This window comes from Rhizobium sp. Root1204 (assembly GCF_001424965.1).
Lineage (GTDB): Bacteria > Pseudomonadota > Alphaproteobacteria > Rhizobiales > Rhizobiaceae > Pararhizobium.
The window spans coordinates 465,417-482,051 of record NZ_LMCZ01000001.1 but is presented as its reverse complement, the minus strand read 5'-3'; the positions used below and the strand labels follow the sequence as shown (position 1 = coordinate 482,051).

At 59.9% G+C, this 16,635-nt stretch carries 17 protein-coding genes; 15 read left to right on the top strand and 2 right to left on the bottom strand.

Translation table 11 applies throughout. The annotated features are described in order from the left end of the window. Positions 1–56 precede the first annotated feature (56 nt). The 3 genes from pmtA to pyrF are packed head-to-tail and all read left to right on the top strand — an operon-like array spanning position 57 to position 1,954. Positions 57–659, top strand: a complete 603-nt coding sequence (gene pmtA / locus ASC96_RS02340) for a phospholipid N-methyltransferase PmtA (RefSeq protein ID WP_112834652.1) — start codon at positions 57–59, stop codon at positions 657–659. A 9-nt stretch (positions 660–668) separates the two neighbouring features. Continuing rightward, entirely contained in the window at positions 669–1,259 is a 591-nt protein-coding gene (locus ASC96_RS02335; RefSeq protein ID WP_060500920.1) for a histidine phosphatase family protein, read from the top strand. Between the two features lie 2 nt (positions 1,260–1,261). Further along, complete coding sequence (pyrF, locus tag ASC96_RS02330; protein ID WP_060501419.1) at positions 1,262–1,954, top strand: orotidine-5'-phosphate decarboxylase; 693 nt, start codon at positions 1,262–1,264, stop codon at positions 1,952–1,954. Here the strand turns inward: pyrF and ASC96_RS02325 are convergent, their stop codons facing one another. Beyond that, positions 1,955–3,019: a right-handed parallel beta-helix repeat-containing protein gene (locus tag ASC96_RS02325; protein ID WP_060500919.1), complete on the bottom strand. Its 1,065-nt coding sequence runs from the start codon at positions 3,017–3,019 to the stop codon at positions 1,955–1,957. 150 nt (positions 3,020–3,169) lie between these two features. Here ASC96_RS02325 and ASC96_RS02320 point away from each other — a divergent pair, with 150 nt between their 5' ends. The 3 genes from ASC96_RS02320 to ASC96_RS33260 all read left to right on the top strand — a co-directional run bounded on the left by ASC96_RS02320 (position 3,170) and on the right by ASC96_RS33260 (position 4,974). Further along, positions 3,170–3,457 carry a DUF1330 domain-containing protein gene (locus ASC96_RS02320; protein WP_060501418.1) on the top strand — a complete coding sequence of 96 codons (288 nt, stop codon included), beginning with the start codon at positions 3,170–3,172 and terminating at the stop codon, positions 3,455–3,457. Positions 3,458–3,578: 121 nt separating this feature from the next. After that, entirely contained in the window at positions 3,579–4,559 is a 981-nt protein-coding gene (locus ASC96_RS02315; RefSeq protein WP_060500917.1) for a complex I NDUFA9 subunit family protein, read from the top strand. Positions 4,560–4,809: 250 nt separating this feature from the next. Beyond that, positions 4,810–4,974 (top strand): hypothetical protein, encoded by a 165-nt coding sequence (locus ASC96_RS33260; protein WP_112834648.1) that lies wholly within the window; start codon positions 4,810–4,812, stop codon positions 4,972–4,974. Between the two features lie 97 nt (positions 4,975–5,071). Here ASC96_RS33260 and ASC96_RS02310 read toward each other — a convergent pair whose 3' ends face one another. Beyond that, a complete protein-coding gene (locus ASC96_RS02310) occupies positions 5,072–5,878 on the bottom strand; it encodes an undecaprenyl-diphosphate phosphatase (RefSeq protein WP_060500915.1) in 807 nt (268 codons plus the stop codon). 179 nt (positions 5,879–6,057) lie between these two features. Between ASC96_RS02310 and ASC96_RS02305 the strand changes: the two genes are divergently transcribed. The 9 genes from ASC96_RS02305 (at position 6,058) to ASC96_RS02265 (ending at position 16,615) form a co-directional block, all read left to right on the top strand. Continuing rightward, on the top strand, positions 6,058–6,750 hold the full coding sequence (locus ASC96_RS02305; protein ID WP_060500912.1) for a glutathione S-transferase family protein: 693 nt from the start codon (positions 6,058–6,060) through the stop codon (positions 6,748–6,750). Positions 6,751–6,761: 11 nt separating this feature from the next. Next, positions 6,762–7,922, top strand: coding sequence for a tRNA epoxyqueuosine(34) reductase QueG (gene queG, locus ASC96_RS02300; RefSeq protein ID WP_060500910.1), 1,161 nt, complete (start codon positions 6,762–6,764; stop codon positions 7,920–7,922). Continuing rightward, the gene (locus ASC96_RS02295) at positions 7,922–8,794 is read left to right on the top strand and encodes an SDR family oxidoreductase (RefSeq protein WP_060500908.1); all 873 of its coding nucleotides are present in this window, start codon (positions 7,922–7,924) and stop codon (positions 8,792–8,794) included. The genes queG and ASC96_RS02295 overlap by 1 nt, the downstream gene beginning before the upstream one ends. A gap of 458 nt (positions 8,795–9,252) precedes the next feature. After that, on the top strand, positions 9,253–9,654 hold the full coding sequence (locus ASC96_RS02290; RefSeq protein ID WP_112834647.1) for a septal ring lytic transglycosylase RlpA family protein: 402 nt from the start codon (positions 9,253–9,255) through the stop codon (positions 9,652–9,654). Positions 9,655–9,841: 187 nt separating this feature from the next. Then, on the top strand, positions 9,842–11,131 hold the full coding sequence (locus tag ASC96_RS02285) for an RsmB/NOP family class I SAM-dependent RNA methyltransferase (RefSeq protein ID WP_060500906.1): 1,290 nt from the start codon (positions 9,842–9,844) through the stop codon (positions 11,129–11,131). 229 nt (positions 11,132–11,360) lie between these two features. Beyond that, a complete protein-coding gene (locus tag ASC96_RS02280; RefSeq protein ID WP_060500904.1) occupies positions 11,361–12,641 on the top strand; it encodes an imelysin family protein in 1,281 nt (426 codons plus the stop codon). Positions 12,642–12,691: 50 nt separating this feature from the next. Beyond that, positions 12,692–14,281, top strand: coding sequence for a di-heme oxidoredictase family protein (locus tag ASC96_RS02275; protein ID WP_082511900.1), 1,590 nt, complete (start codon positions 12,692–12,694; stop codon positions 14,279–14,281). Continuing rightward, entirely contained in the window at positions 14,281–15,408 is a 1,128-nt protein-coding gene (locus ASC96_RS02270; RefSeq protein ID WP_060500902.1) for an imelysin family protein, read from the top strand. The genes ASC96_RS02275 and ASC96_RS02270 overlap by 1 nt, the downstream gene beginning before the upstream one ends. Positions 15,409–15,625: 217 nt before the next feature. Beyond that, positions 15,626–16,615, top strand: coding sequence for a magnesium transporter CorA family protein (locus ASC96_RS02265; protein ID WP_060500900.1), 990 nt, complete (start codon positions 15,626–15,628; stop codon positions 16,613–16,615). The last annotated feature ends 20 nt before the right edge of the window (positions 16,616–16,635 follow it).

The window sequence follows — 16,635 nt, the reverse complement described above, 5'->3', positions numbered from 1 at the left end:
CGTTTGCGCCGGCAGGCATGAAGCCTGGTTGGAGAAGCAGGCGAGTTTTGCTGGAGATACGCATGAATTTTCGTCTGAAAGAGCGTTTTGGCAAGAAATTCGACGAGGAAATACGTTTCTTCAAGGGCTGGCGAAGCAATATGAAGGCTGTCGGCTCGATCGTGCCGACATCCGGAATCACTGCCCGGCGAATGGCGAGCGTCGTCAATCCGCATTCAGGCCTGCCCGTTCTTGAGCTTGGCCCCGGCACCGGCGTCATCACCAAGGCAATCCTGCAGAAGGGCGTTCAGCCGGAAAACCTGGTGTCGATCGAATTTTCCACCGATTTCTACCAGCACCTAGTCAAGACCTATCCGGATGTCGATTTCATCAACGGAGACGCCTTCGATCTCGACAAGACGCTTGGCCCACGCCGTGACCAGCAATTCGACAGCGTCATTTCCGCCGTACCGCTTTTGAACTTTCCGATGCACATGCGGGTCTCGCTGATCGATGATCTCCTGTCGCGCATCCCCGTTGGCCGTCCGGTCATCCAGATTTCCTACGGTCCGCTGTCGCCCGTTGTTGCGATGCCCGATCGTTACCAGATTTCCCATTATGATTTCGTCGTCCGCAACATTCCGCCCGCACAGCTGTGGGTTTACCGCAAGACGCATTGAGGACGGTCGATGTTCGGCGTTTACATTACCCATCCGCAAATCCGGCTTGAACCGGATGTGCCGGTTCCCCGCTGGGGGCTGTCCGAGATCGGCGCCGGACGCGCCGAAAGGACGGCGCAGCAGAGTTGGGTCAGCCAGCTTTCCCGCATCCTTTCCAGCGACGAGACCAAGGCGCTGGAAACGGCCGCAATCCTCGCGCGTTCGGGCGGCGTCGAGGTGGAGGTCCTGGAACATTCCGGCGAAAACGACCGCTCGGCCACAGGTTTTTTGGTGCCCGAGGAATTCGAGAAGGCGGCCAACTGGTTCTTCGCCAATCCAGAACAGAGTTTCCATGGTTGGGAGCGGGCGGCCGATGCCCAGAAACGGATTGTGACGGCGGTCACTTCGGTATTGGACCGGCATGATCCGGCAAAGCCGATTGCCTTCGTCGGGCATGGTGGTGTCGGCACGCTGCTGAAATGTCACCTGGCGGGGCTGCCCATTTCACGCAGTCATGATCAACTGGCGGGTGGCGGCTGCCTCTACGCATTTTCCCTTGCAGACCGCTCCCTTGCATGCGACTGGACCGCCATGGAGCATTGGCAAGGATGGCAAAAATGACTGTGACCGCACGTGACCGGCTGATCGTCGGGCTTGATATCCCAACCATCGGCGAGGCGGAAGCTATCGTCAAAGCGCTTGGCGATGACGTGCTGTTCTACAAGATCGGCTACCAGCTGGCCTTTGCCGGTGGTCTTGAGTTCGCCCGTGATCTGGCCGCCGATGGCAAGAAGATCTTCCTCGATATGAAGCTGCTCGATATCGACAACACGGTTGCCAAGGGCGTCGAGAATATCGCCAAGATGGGCATGTCGATGCTGACGCTGCACGCCTATCCGAAGGCAATGCGGGCGGCCGTTGAAGCGGCAAAAGGCTCTGATCTCTGCCTGCTTGGTGTTACCGTGCTGACATCGATGGACGAGCAGGACGTCATCGACGCCGGTTATGAATACGATCCGCATACGCTGGTGCTGCGGCGTGCCGAACAGGCCCGCGCCGCTGGCATGGGGGGCATCGTTTGCTCGGCTGAAGAGTCCGCCGCAGTCCGCAAGGTCGTTGGCCCGCAGATGGCGATCGTCACCCCGGGCATCCGCCCGGCCGGCAGCGACAAGGGCGACCAGAAGCGCGTGATGACGCCGGCCGATGCGTTGCGCGCCGGTTCCAGTCATCTCGTCGTCGCCCGCCCGATCGTCAAGGCCGCCGATCCGCAGGCCGCGGCCCGCGCTATTCTCGGTGAAATGAGCGGCGTGCTCTGATCAATTGCCGTTGTCCTCGACCCGGTTGCTCGGGTCGGTATTGCGAATGAGGGAAGTGCTGCCGCCGATCAGGCGGTTGCCTGTCACGGTGTTGAACTGCGCGAAGTCCAGCGAGCTGATGCTGCTGCCGAAGGGATGTGCGGGGTCGCGGAAGCAATAGCGTTGCGCGCCGTTGCGTGAGTTCAGCCAGACGGCGGGCTTCGCCATGAATGCCATCTGGTATTTGAAGGTGTTGCCGGAAATCGTGTTGTTCTGTGGTTTCTGATGGCGGATCGTGCCGCCTTCGCCGCAGTTGCGATAGACAAAAATGCCACCATTGACCGGATTGTCGAAGACATTTCCACGGATCATGTTTCTCGCCGCCCCATCGATGGCAAGCTGCTCGCGCCGGCTGTTTACTGCAAACCGATTGCCCGAGATCGTGTTTTCCGCCGACTCCGCATCGAGATAGAGGGCCGGCCCATCGCTCTGTCCCGTAAAGGTGGAATTTTCGACACGGACCTTTGTGACGCCTGGCCCGATATAGAGAGGCACCCTGGTATCAGCGATGAATGTCAGGGCGGAAAGCGAGATTCGCGTCGGCGCCGATGCCTGCGCAAAGGCCGTATGGCCGGCAGTCAGAGATGACGATTGGACGGCTTTCGCCTGGCCGTTGGTGCCCAGACCTTGAAGGCGAAGCGCCCCTTTGATCACGCAGTTGCGCACGGTGACATCCGATGGTGCGCTCCAGTCACCGTTTTTGCCTTTGGTGGAGCGTATGAGAATGCTCGGCCGGCTGAAGTTGACCGAGCCGCGCGATCCGTCAAGCGTGGCGCCCTTGCAGTCCAGCGTCATCCCCGACGCATTGGCGCCAGAGAAGATCAGGCGTTTGGTGATGATATCGCCGGGCGACAGGGTCAGATTGCAGCGCAGTTCGACAGTTGCATCCTGTTTTGCCGCTGGAGCCTTTACCGCCGCATAGACGCTGGCACTGCATTGCGTGGGCTTGGCCTGGGGTGCCCCGGGATACAGGAACAATGCAAATAGTCCGCCGGACAGCGCTGCAATTCTTCTGTAGGCAAACATGCTCGGTCTTCCGTGATTTGTGCGGCTCAAGCGCCGGTTGTGAAGCTGTCGCATTTTTCTGAGACGTTTCCATATCTTGACCGGTCAAATGATTTGACGGAAGAAGCCGAAACGATAATTCTGGCTTGCAACGAATTTAGGGAGATTGCCATGGCCAAGGGCTACTGGATTGCGCGGGTCGATGTCCGCGATGCCGAGCGTTACAAGGATTATGTTTCTGCGGCAAAGCCGGCGTTTGAGAAGTACGGCGCCAATTTTCTGGCACGCGGTGGCGCTTTCCAGCGATTGGAGGGCGATGTGCGCGGCCGCAACGTGGTGATTGAATTCCCATCTCTGCAGGCTGCCGTCGACTGTTATCACTCTGCGGAATATCAGGTCGCTGCCGGCATTCGCCAGCAATGTGCCGATGCGGAAATGGTGGTCGTCGAAGGTATCTGATGCACTGCAGCAACTGCGGCGTAAAGCGGCAGAAAAGCCTTTGCGATAAGCCTTCCCGTCGCCCGACGATTGGGCTATGTAGCTCATATACGCCATACTGCAGATCAGGAGTGCCTGTGCCATGACTTTGTCCAATCTCCCGCCGCTCGTCACCGTTTTCGGCGGTTCCGGGTTTGTCGGCCGGCATGTCGTGCGGGCTCTGGCCAAGCGCGGCTTTCGCATTCGGGTTGCCGTTCGCCGCCCGGATCTCGCCGGTTTCCTGCAGCCTTTGGGCAATGTCGGGCAGATTTCCTTCGTTCAGGCCAACCTGCGCTACCGCAAGTCGGTCGATGCGGCGGCTCAGGGTTCCGATCATGTCGTCAACTGCGTCGGCATCCTGTTCGAGAGTGGACGCAACACATTCGATTCGGTCCAGGATTTTGGTGCCCGCGCCGTGGCGGAAGCCGCACGGGGTGCTGGTGCGACACTGACGCATGTGTCCGCCATCGGGGCCGATGCCAGCGCTGAATCGCTCTATGCCCGCAGCAAGGGCCGTGCCGAAAAGGCGATCCTGGAGACCGTTCCAGACGCCGTCATCCTGCGGCCGTCGATCGTCTTCGGACCGGAAGATGGTTTCTTCAACAAGTTCGCCGAAATGTCGCGCTTCTCGCCGGTGCTGCCGCTCGTCGGCGGTGGCGAAACCGCGTTCCAGCCGGTCTATGTCACCGACGTTGCCGAAGCGGTCGCCAAGTCTGTCGAAGGCAAGGTTGCCAAGGGCCGGATTTACGAGATCGGCGGCCCGGAAGTGCTGACCTTCAAGAACTGTCTCGAAATCCTCATGAAGACGATCGATCGCAAGCGCACCCTGCTGCCGATCCCGTTTGGCATCGCTTCCCTGATCGGCTCTGTCGCCTCGATGGTCCCGTTCATCGCGCCGCCGCTCACTGTCGATCAGGTCACGCTGCTGAAGAGCGACAATGTCGTGTCCTCGAATGCGCAGGCCGAAGGGCGCACGCTGCAGGCGTTCGGCATCGCGCCGACGTCGGTCGAGGCCGTGCTGCCATCCTATGTGGTGCGCTACCGTCCGCAGGGCCAGTATTCCCGGTCCGGCAGCGCCGCCTGATCGCGCCGCATACCGCTTGAAATCTACAGTTTGATTGAGCCGCCGGTACTCCCCGGCAGCTTCTTTTTGCCCGTCACAGAATAAAACGTTGCAGTTCTGCCTCACTTAAAAAAGCGATTGGTCTTTACCGTCGATTCAACATGTATCGATATTGATAACGACAGTTCCAGCACATACACAGCAGCCGCGCCGCATCGTTCACACAAGGAACAACCGGCTCCATCATATCACCTTGAGAGGCACATTTTTTATGGGCAAGTCGATCGCGATTTTCTTTGCGTGCGCGGCACTTATTATCCTGGCTGGATCCTTCGCTGCGCCGAAGACGGTCGCCAGCAATCACAGCGGTTGCGCGCCGGCCTATGGCGTCGATCCCTGCACGACGGCGTCGATCGGCACGCTTGCTGCAGAATAAGAGTTTCCGCCTTCTCGCGAAGGCGGCACAGACTATGGCGGGGGCCAGGAGCCGCATGTACTCTCTTCATTGAGGTGCATGCGGTTTTTTATTGGGCTTAACCGAACAGCCACAGGCCGATGAGGCCGGCCGTTCCGACGAGGATGCGCCAGATCGCAAATGGCGCGAAGCCGCGGCTGGAGACGAAGTTCAGAAGCGAGCGCACCACCAGCAGCGCGGAGACGAAGGCGGCGATGAAGCCGACGGCGATCAGCGTTGCATCGTTGAAGTCGAGCGCGGCCCGGTTTTTGTAGAGATCAAGCGTGAAGGCGCCGAGCATTGTCGGCATCGCCAGGAAGAACGAAAACTCTGCGGCAGAACGCTTGTCGGTTCCCATCAGAAGCGCGCCTGCAATCGTAGCGCCGGAGCGCGAAGTGCCGGGGATCATCGCCAGGCACTGGAACAGGCCGATTTTGAGGGCCAGCGAGGGTGGATAATCCATGACGTCGCGGTATATCGGCTTCAACGGCATACGATCGATTGCATAGAGAATGATGCCGCCGATGATCAGGACGACACAGATCAGCATCGGCGTTTCGAACAGCACGGTCTTGATGAAGTCATGCGCAATGGCGCCGATCACGGCAGCCGGCAGGAAGGCGAGCAGGACCGAGAGAACAAACCGCCGCGCCTTTGCGCTGGATGGCAGAGCCATCGCGATTGACAGCAGGCGCTGGAAATAAACCAGCAAGATGGCGAGGATCGCGCCGAGCTGGATGAGGACGGCGAAGGTATTGCCGGGGGACTTGAAGCCAAGAAAATGCCCGGCGAGCAGGACATGGGCGGTGGACGATACCGGAATAAATTCGGTCAGGCCTTCGATAAGGCCAAGGATAAGCGCACTGATGATCGATTGATCGGCCATGAATTAAGCTTCCCTGAAGCATTGGAGGTTAGGCTCTGGGGCCAACGAAGGGCATTGGCTGATTCGCTTGTGTTTGCGGCAGCAAGTTCCTATAGCTTTTTCTAACGCAGCGTGGCCAGACGAAACCGCCACGAGACAGCCACCCCCCTCCCAACCGAACTGACGAAATCCGATAGCTTATGCCGACACTTTATCACCACCCGATGTCCACATCCTCCCGGTTCGTCCGTCTGATCCTGTCGGAATACGGCTATCAGACGGAGTTGGCGGAGGAGCAGCCTTGGGAAAAGCGGCGGGATTTCCTGACGCTCAATCCAGCAGGCACCTTGCCGGTCTATGTCGATGACAGCATGCGGGCACTCTGTGGCGCGATGGTGATTTCCGAATATGTCGACGAAACCCATGGCGTGCTGAAGCGCGATCGCCGTCTTCTGGCGGAAGACCCGTTCCAGCGCGCGGAAATCCGCCGTCTGGTCGAATGGTTCCTGCAGAAGATGGAAGCCGACGTGACGCGGCCCCTGGTGCGGGAGCGTATCTTCAAGCTGCAGATGACGCCCGATCAGGGTGGCGGCGCCCCGGATTCGAAAATACTGCGCACATCGCGCTCGAATATCCGCCAGCACCTGAAATATCTCGGCTGGCTTGCCGGTTCGCGGACCTATCTGGCCGGCGACCGGTTGTCCTATGCCGATCTTGCTGCAGCGGCTGCCATTTCGGTTCTGGACTATCTCGGTGAAATCGACTGGTCGGAAGCGCCGGCTGTGAAGGATTGGTATCAGCGTCTGAAGTCGCGTCCGTCGTTCCGCCCGCTGCTGGCCGAGCGTGTGCGTGGCGTCACGCCGGTTTCCCATTACGCCGATCTCGATTTTTAAGGAGCGGTTCGGTGCCCGGCAATGCGCTCCTGGAGGAGAAGCATGACAAGCGGCGCCGGACGCTGACCAGCTTCCTGAAGGACGAAGCCCGCGACAAGGGTTTCGATGTCTGCCGGGTGACGCTGCCCGCTTCCATTCCGCAGGCGCCGGAACGTCTCGCCGATTTCCTCGCCGAAGGCTATCACGGCACGATGGACTGGATGGCTGACACGGCCGACCGCCGGGGCGATCCTCGCGTGCTCTGGAGCGACGTGCGCTCCGTCGTCTTATTCGGCATGAACTACGGGCCGGACGAAGACCCGCGCTCCATCCTTGATAAGCCGGAACGCGGCGCCATTTCCGTTTATGCCCGCAATCGCGATTACCATGATGTGATCAAGGGCAAGCTGAAAGAAGTGGCAACCCGGTTTGCTGCGCGGGCAGGCGAGGACGTCAAGGTCTTCGTCGATACGGCCCCCGTGATGGAGAAGCCTCTGGCTGAGCAGGCCGGCCTTGGCTGGCAGGGCAAGCATACCAATCTCGTCAGCCGTGAGTTCGGCTCCTGGCTGTTTCTCGGCAGCCTGTTCACCACCGCTGACCTTTCGATTGATACGCCGGAACGGGATCACTGCGGTTCCTGCCGCGCTTGCCTCGATGCCTGCCCGACGGATGCATTTCCGGCACCCTACCGGATCGATGCGCGCCGCTGCATTTCCTATCTGACGATCGAGCATAAAGGCCCGATCGATCCCGCCATTCGCCCAAGGATCGGCAACCGGATTTATGGCTGCGACGATTGCCTGTCGGCCTGTCCGTGGAACAAGTTTGCCGCCGCTGCCTCCCAGATGAAGCTGAAGGCGCGCGAGGACCTGAAGGAGCCGCCGCTGTCGTTTCTGCTGACGCTCGATGATCCCACTTTTCGCACGTTCTTTTCCGGCTCACCGGTCAAGCGTATCGGCCGTGACCGGTTTGTCCGCAACTGTCTGATTGCAGCTGGAAATTCCGGCGAGGCGGGCTTGGCCGAGCTCTGTCTTGGTCTGGCGGGTGATCCGTCGGCGGCCGTGCGGGGGATGGCGATCTGGGCCTTGTCGCGCTTGATGACGGCTGGTGATTTCTCCGAATTTGCGGCAAGACGGCAGGACGAGACCGATTCCGAGGTGCTCGCCGAATGGAAACTGGCAGGAGTTGACTGATGCATGTTCTGGTTCTGGGCGCCGGTTTTTCCGGATCGGCAATCGCCAAGGCTTTTTTGCCGCTGGCGCAATCAGTGACCGGGACAACGCGCTCTGAAGACAAGCTCGCTGGTCTGCGTGATCTGGGCCTCGATGCACTGGTGTATGACGGTGTGACGATCTCGCCCGAACTTGCCGCTGCCATGAAGCAGACGACGCATCTCATCCAGTCGATCGCGCCCGGCCGGGACGGCGATCCGGTGATGCGTCCCGGCGCATCGCCGCTTGCCGGCTTGATGCCGAATTTGCAATGGGCTGGCTACCTCTCGACGGTTGGCGTCTATGGCGATCATGGCGGCGCATGGGTGACGGAGGAGGCATCGCTGGAACCGGTCTCCGCCCGGTCCGTCGAGCGGGTTGCTGCTGAACAGGCGTGGCTGGCCTTCGGTGAGGCCGCCAATATACCCGTCGCGGTGTTGCGGCTCTCCGGTATCTATGGGCCCGGCCGTAATGCTTTCTGCAATCTTGCCGCTGGAACCGCGCGCCGCCTGATCAAGGCCAATCAGGTCTTCAACCGCATCCGTGTCGAGGATATTGCCGGCTCTGCCGTCTTTCTCTCCGGCCGTTCGATTGGCGGCATCTATAATGTCACGGATCACGAGCCGGCGCCGCCGCAGGATATTGTCGCCGAAGCCGCCCGCCTGATGGGCGTTGAGCCGCCGCCGGAGATGCCCTTTGAAACCGCCGAGCTTTCACCAATGGCGCGGTCTTTCTATGGAGAGAACAAGCGTGTTTCCAATACACGGCTGCGTGATCTCGGATTCGTCTTCCGCTTCCCAGACTATCGGATTTCGCTAGCGGAATTGTGGAGTAACGGCCACTGGCGCGGCTGATATTTCAAGTAAAAGGCGGTTCGGATAGTCTATGATCTGTCTCTGATAGACCAGATAAATTGTGGCCAAATATCGTTGTATCCATGACCGTTTGGTCTAGGAAAATGACAAGAATATCTCCGTAGTGCTGCCATTTTTGTACACCTATAACGGGAATACTGGATTCTCTAGCTTCAAAATCAGCCGGATTTGGCAAATTTCAAAAAATTGAATCCTTTTTCTTGAACCGATAGATGTTCACGCCGATGTGAACGGCCTTTGGCAGACTAACGCCTGAATCCAAAGCACTTCTGCAGCTTTGTGACAGAATTTCAAAATTTCGTAATTTTAATTTTTCGGAGATTGGTAATATTTCCTAATGCAACGTTAAAGGTTGAAGCACGTTTTCGCCATTTTTCCCCCTGAAAACCCAAGCCTTCGTAAGACTTAACTAAATTTCAAGCGAAGGGGTCATCTGTTTGATCAAGATGAAGATCACGTCTGCTGCTCTTGCTGCAGCTTTTGCCTTGGGGGCAACTTTTACTGCAGTGACACCAAGCCAGGCTGCACCTGGTCAGGCAAAGGCTACTCCGGCCAAGGCTGGTAATTGCGGTGGGGCATCCTGGTACGCCCTGACGTCGCGCACCGCGTCCGGCGAACGGATGAATGCATCTTACCTCACCGCCGCGCACCGCAATCTCAAGTTCGGCACCAAGGTTGCCGTCACCAACAAGCGCAATGGCAAGACCGTCGTCGTTCGCATCAATGACCGTGGCCCCTTCATTCGCGGCCGTGTGCTCGATCTCTCCAAGGCCGCCGCTTCCCATATCGGCATGATCAACTCCGGCACCGCCAGCATCTGTTATCGCGTCGTCGGCTGACGGCAGAACAACACGCCTGTCCGGGAATTGTTCCGGATGGATTTGATACGGGTCATCCGGGCAAGGATTTCGCCTTCCGGTAATGACCATAGCCTCCCATCTGGTCAGCATTCGTCACACGCAAGCACCTCCCGGCTTGCTCTTGACGGCCATCACCGCTACCACGGCGGAAAATGGAGTTTGAAAGATGCGACTGGGTGGCAGGCTCGCCGGAGCCATTGAGGTTCTTGCCGATATCGAAACGCGCAAGCGTCCCGTGGCCGATGCCCTCAAGGATTGGGGGCTGGCCCATCGGTTTGCCGGGTCCGGCGACCGCGCCGCGATCGGCAATATCGTCTATGACGCGCTGCGCATGAAACTTTCCCACGCCTATCTGATGGACAGCGACAGCGCGACCGCGCTCGGCCATGCCGTGATGTTCCGCCAGTGGGGCGTTTCGCCCGAACAACTGGCCGCGGAACTGGATGGCGACAGGTTTGCGCCCGAGCCCCTGACCGCCGAAATGGTTGCTGCCTTTGCCAGCCGCACGCTCGACGATGCGCCGCTGCATGTTCAGGGCGATATCCCGGAATGGGTGCAGCCGTCCTTTGAAGAAAATTTCGATGAAGACTGGCTGGAGGAGGCACAGGCTCTGGCTGGCCGTCCGGCGCTCGACCTGCGCGTCAACACGCTGAAGGCGACCCGCGACAAGGTCTTGAAGGCACTGGATCGCAGCGGCGTCGAACCGGCAGCGATTGCTCGCAACGGCATTCGCGTCAAAGCGGGCGAGGGCGCCTCGCGCCTTCCCAACGTGACTGCCGAAATCTCCTTCGAAAAGGGCTGGTTCGAGGTCCAGGACGAAGGCTCGCAGATCGTTTCCGATCTTGTCATGCCGAAGGAAAACGAGCAGATTCTCGATTATTGCGCCGGTGGCGGCGGTAAGACGCTGGCCATGTCCGCAGCCATGCACAACAAGGGCCAGATCCACGCTTATGACACGGACCGCAAGCGCCTGGCCCCGATCATCGAGCGGCTGAAGCGCGCGGGCACCCGCAATGTGCAGGTCCATGACCGGCTGGAGGGGCTGAAGCCGTTTACCGGCAAGTTCGATCGTGTGCTGGTCGATGCACCCTGCACCGGCACCGGAACCTGGCGCCGCCGCCCGGACACAAAGTGGCGGCTGACGCAGAAGAACCTTGAGGAGCGGCTGGGCCAGCAACAGGAAGCGCTGGCCGGTGCTTCATCCTTCGTGCGCCCCGGTGGTCATCTGATCTACGTCACCTGTTCGGTTCTGCCAGAGGAAAACGAGGCGCAGGTCTACGCGTTCTGCGAGGACAATCCCGAGTTTGAAATCCTGTCGGCCGCCGACGCCTGGGCCGATCTGTTCGGCACCGACAAGCGGCAACCCTGGTCCGCGGACATGAAGACCGTGACGCTGACGCCGGCATCGACGGATACCGACGGCTTCTTCTTCTGCCTGATGGGCCGCAAAAGCTGAGCGCCCTGAAGACGCTTTAGCCGGGGTCACAATAGGTCTTGCGGCGGGTTTTACTGCCGCATCCACATTGAAAACATTCTAAACTATACACTTTGACACAAGTTTGATTTTGGTCCATGAAAACCGGGCTGAATAGCCACGTCCATCCATCGGGCCGCGCGGCTTGCGCGACCGGCGGAGCCGGGCGGTGGGGAACGCCGAATTCATTCGGACAATACCAGGAGAGGTCATGACCAAATCATTCCTTCGCAGCGCCGCGCTGGCGCTTGCCACCGCAACGTCGATGCTGGCGCTGCAACCGGCGCAGGCTGCCACCGACGCAGCCGCCGTCGTCAAGCATTATGCCGATGTCGCCCACGCGAAATTCTCGGATGCACTCTCGACCGCTGAAGCGCTCGACAAGGCCGTCGATGCCCTGATCGCTACACCGAGCGAAGCGACGCTGAAGGCCGCCCGCGAAGCCTGGCTTAAGGCGCGCAATCCTTATCAGGAAACCGAAGTCTACCGTTTCGGCAACCCGATCGTCGACGAATGGGAAGGCAAGGTCAACGCCTGGCCGCTGGACGAAGGCCTGATCGACTACGTCGATCCGAGCTATGGCACGGAAAGCGACGAGAATTCGCTGTTTACTGCCAATGTCATTGCCAACAAGACGATCAAGATCGACGGCAAGGATGTGGACGCGACGAACATCACCCCGGGATTCCTGGCAGGCACGCTGCAGGAAGCCGGCGGTATCGAGGCGAACGTGGCAACTGGCTACCACGCTATCGAATTCCTGCTCTGGGGCCAGGACCTGAACGGCACCGGCCCGGGCGCCGGCAACCGTCCGTATACCGACTATGACGCCAAGGCCTGCACCAACGGCAATTGCGACCGCCGCGCCGCCTATCTGAAGGCCGCCAGCGATCTGCTCGTGTCGGACCTGAAGGAGATGGTCGCCAACTGGACGCCGGATGGCGCTGCCACCAAGAATGTCGAAGCCGATCCCAAGGCTGGCCTCGGTGCTATCCTGACCGGCATGGGCTCGCTCTCCTATGGTGAACTGGCCGGCGAACGCATGAAGCTCGGTCTGCTTCTGCACGATCCGGAGGAAGAGCATGATTGCTTCTCCGATAACACCTACAACTCGCATCTTCATGACGCGATCGGTATCCAGTCGGCCTATACCGGCGAATATACCAAGGTCGATGGCACCAAGGTGACCGGCCCGTCACTGTCCGAACTCGTTGCCGCCAAGGATCCGGCGCTCGACAAGGAAATGAAGGAAAAGCTGGCGGCCACCATCACCGCGATGCAGGCCATGGCCAAGCGCGGCGAGACGGTTGAAAAGTACGACCAGATGATCGGTGAAGGCAACACCGAGGGCAATGCCGTCATTCAGGCTGCCATCGATGGCCTGGTTGCGCAGGCAAAGACGGTCGAGCGCGTCATTGCGTCGCTGGAGCTTGGTACGATCGAGCTTGAAGGTTCCGACAGCCTGGATAATCCTAACGCTGTCTTCCAATGAGAAAGCAAAGGCGGGCCGCCGCTTCTCGCGAGCGGCCCGGTTTTTTCTGAATGCGTGCTTGGCCTGCCCGACGCCTGATAGTGCCGTCTGCCGTTCTGTTTTTGACAGCGGCGGGCGGTTTTTCCGTTTTTGGCGCCGCTATCCTGGCGGGGGAGCCCGAGGCCAAAACGGAAGGCCGCGCGGAGCAGCTGCCGCTCCCGTCCACCCGTGATGATCTGACCGATGCGGACCGGGCACGGGTTAAGGCCGTCACCCGCCCAGCCACGGATTTTTCCAAGGCCGAAAAGTTTGAAGCCATGTCCGGCGGGGCAGGCACATCGATCGCGTCCGTCAACCAGGACATTCTATCGCAATTCTCCGCCAACATTACTTTTGCCGAAGAAGAGAATTTCAAGCTCGGCAATGCGCTTTTCCGCAAGCTCTGGGTCTCCTCGCCCTCCTCGACGCAGGCATCGGACGGTCTGGGGCCGCTCTACAATGCCCGCGCCTGCCAGACCTGTCATCTGAAAGACGGCCGGGGTCATCCGCCGGAGGGCTCGGATGATGCGACATCGATGTTCCTGCGCCTTGCCCGTGCGCCAAAGACCGACGCCGAGCGGGCGGCGATCGCCGCGCATGAGGTGCTGAATTTCCCCGATCCCGTCTATGGCCAGCAATTGCAGGATAGCGCCGTTCCCGGCCTGCCAGCAGAAGGCCATATGCGGATCAGCTATACGGAAATGCCGGTGACGCTGGCGGGCGGGGAAATCGTTTCCCTGCGCAAGCCGCAATATTCCATCGACAAACCCGGTTACGGGCCGCTCGATCCGACGACCACGCTGTCACCGCGTGTCACGCAGGTGATGTCGGGGCTCGGTTTGATCGAGGCCATCCATCCCGCCGATATCATCGCCAATGCCGATCCGGACGATGCGGATGGCGATGGGATCCGCGGCAAGCTGCCGGTGGTGCGCGACCCGCAATCCGGCAAACTGGCGCTCGGCCGTTTCGGCTGGAAGGCGCAGAGCCCTACGGTGCGTCAGCAGGCAGCCGACGCGCTGGCTGGCGATATCGGCATCTCGTCGCCGGATGCCCGGCGCAATCACGGAGATTGCACACCAGCGCAGACGGCATGTCTGGCAATGGCGGATGGCGTGCAGGCTCGTCTTGGCGATACGGAAGCGCCCGATCCCGTTCTCGGCCTCATCACATTCTACTCGGAAAACCTGGCCGTTCCGGCACGGCGAAAGGCGAGCTTTGCCGAGACGCTGGCGGGCAAGAAGGTGTTTTACGACACCGGTTGCGCTTCCTGCCATGTGCCGAAATTCGTCACCCGCCGCGATGCCGCCAACAAGGCGCATGCGTTCCAGTTGATCTGGCCCTATTCCGATTTCCTGCTGCATGACATGGGCGAAGGCCTGGCCGACGGCCAGCCGGTGGGTGTCGCGTCCGGCAGCGAATGGCGCACGCCGCCGCTCTGGGGTATCGGCCTGACCAAGACAGTCAGCGGCCATACGTTCTTCCTGCATGACGGCCGCGCTCGTAACCTGACGGAAGCCATCCTCTGGCATGGCGGCGAGGCGGCAAAAGCCCGCGACCGGTTTGCCGCGCTGGAAAAAGCCGATAGACAAGCCCTGATCACATTTCTGGAGTCTCTCTGATGCGCCCCCGGCATATCCTGCTTCTCGGTTTGAGCCTTTTCTTCCTGCCGCTGTCCGCCATGGCAGAAGATGAGGAAGCGGCCGCGCCGCGCGCAGGGCTGCGCGTGGATGCCGTGCCGGGTGTCATGCAGAAGGCGGTCGACGACTTCATCCGGCCTGGCTACCGCGATCTGCTGGAGGGTACAGAAACGCTGGCCGAGGCCGCCCATACGCTCTGCGAAAAGCCGTCCGATGAGACGCTCGGCGACGTGCAGATGAGTTTTGACGAAGTCGTCCAGCAATGGTCGACAATCGAGATCGTCCGTGTCGGGCCGGTTATCGAGGGCAATCGGTTCGAACGCTTCCTGTTCTTCCCGGATCGCAAGAGCACTGGGCTGAAGCAGGTTCAGCGTATTCTGGCAACCAATGACGAAACGGCTACCGCCGCAGAGAGCCTGAAAGGCAAGAGCGTTGCGGCGCAGGGGCTGGGAGCGCTGGAATATGTGCTTTACGGTACCGGGGCTGAAGTTCTGCCAACCGAGAAAAACGGGTTTCGTTGCCGCTATGGTGCTGCCATTGCCGACAACCTGAAAGCCGTGGCTGGTGAACTACACGCCGAATGGGAAAAGCCGGATGGCATCCAGTCCGCCTGGAAGAATCCGGGGCCGGACAATCCGGTCTATCGTGATGGCAAGGAAGCGGCGACCGAGTTGCTGGGCATTCTCGTCCATGGCGTCGAAAGCATCAGAGACCAGCGTCTGCGGCCTTTCTATGCCGGTATCGTCAAGGGCGAACCGGACAAGGGCCATCCGAAAATGGCCATCTACTGGCGGTCCGGTAACACCATGCCGGCACTGTCTGCGAATTTTTCGGCACTGCAGGCCCTGTTCAATGCGGCCGGCATGGATGCATTGCTGCCCGACGGAAACCGCGACATGGTCAGCGCGATCAATTACCTGCTGCAGGCCAATGTCGATGACCTCGACGAAATCGATCTGCCGGTCGAGCAGGCGATTGCCAGTGACGAACAGCGCGGCAGGCTGAACCGTATTCTGCAGAACACCAACAACGTTCTGCAGCGGTTGAACCTCGATTTTGGCGCTGCGATCGGGCTCAGCTCGGGCTTCTCCTTTGCCGATGGCGACTGAGCAAAAAAGACTGCATTCCCCTAACCGGCAAGCGGTTGACAACAAAAGCACATTGGCGCAATGGATCAGCCGTGTTCACCTGTGAGCACGGCCAAACAAGGATCAACGGATCATGAACCCCGACAGTCGAAGTAGAGCTTCGATTTTTTCGACCGTCCGGCCCTGATCACAAGGGATGCCCGCTGGCGGTCGATGACTTGCCAGATTGGAACCCGACATGCTGCGCATCTATTCCTGCCAGAACAATCACCTTGCCCCTATCGATGCCATCCCGGAACTGGGTGAAACCACGCCGATCGTATGGTTCGACCTGTTCAATCCCGTGCAGGATGAAACCCGTAGCGTCGAGCAGCATCTCGGTATCGAAATCCCGACGCGCGATGAAATGCAGGAGATCGAGCTTTCCGACCGCCTCTATCAGGAGGACGGCGCCGAATTCATGACGATGACGGCCGCGACGGAACTCGATGGCGACAACCCGGTGAAGGTGCCGGTGACATTCATCCTCAAAGGCGCGACGCTGGTCACGGTCCGTCATGCCAATCCGAAGCCGTTTCACCTCTACGCTGCCCGCATGCAGCGCCTGAACGGCGCCTCCTGCGAAAGCGGAGAGCTGGTGATGCTCGGGCTGCTGGAAGCGATGATCGACCGTACGGCCGATGCGCTGGAGCGGATCGGCAACGAGATCGAGGGCATTTCACGGGAAGTGTTTCGCAAAAGCCATTCGAGCGTCACCAAGAAGACCCGCGACCTGCAGTCGCTGATCGAGCAGATCGGCCAGAAGGGCGATTTCTTGAGCGTCATCCGCGAAAGCCTCGTCAGTGTCGGACGTCTCGTCGCGTATCACACGGCGCTGGATGGCACCGGCACGCGCAAGGCGATCAAGGAAAGCCGCCAGCGGATCAAGCTGATCCAGCGCGATGCCACGTCTCTCGGTGACCACGCCCTGTTCCTGTCGAACAAGATCAACTTCCTGCTCGATGCGACGTTGGGCCTGATCAATCTGGAGCAGAACCAGATCATCAAGATTTTCTCGGTGGCCTCGGTCGTCTTCCTGCCGCCGACGCTGGTCGCGTCGATCTACGGGATGAACTTCGATGCCATGCCGGAGCTGAAATTCTCGTTCGGTTATCCACTGGCGCTGTTCGCGATGGTGCTGTCGGCGGTGGTGCCGTTCCTGTATTTCAAGCGGCGAGGCTGGCTTTAATCGCGTTATTAAACCCGGTG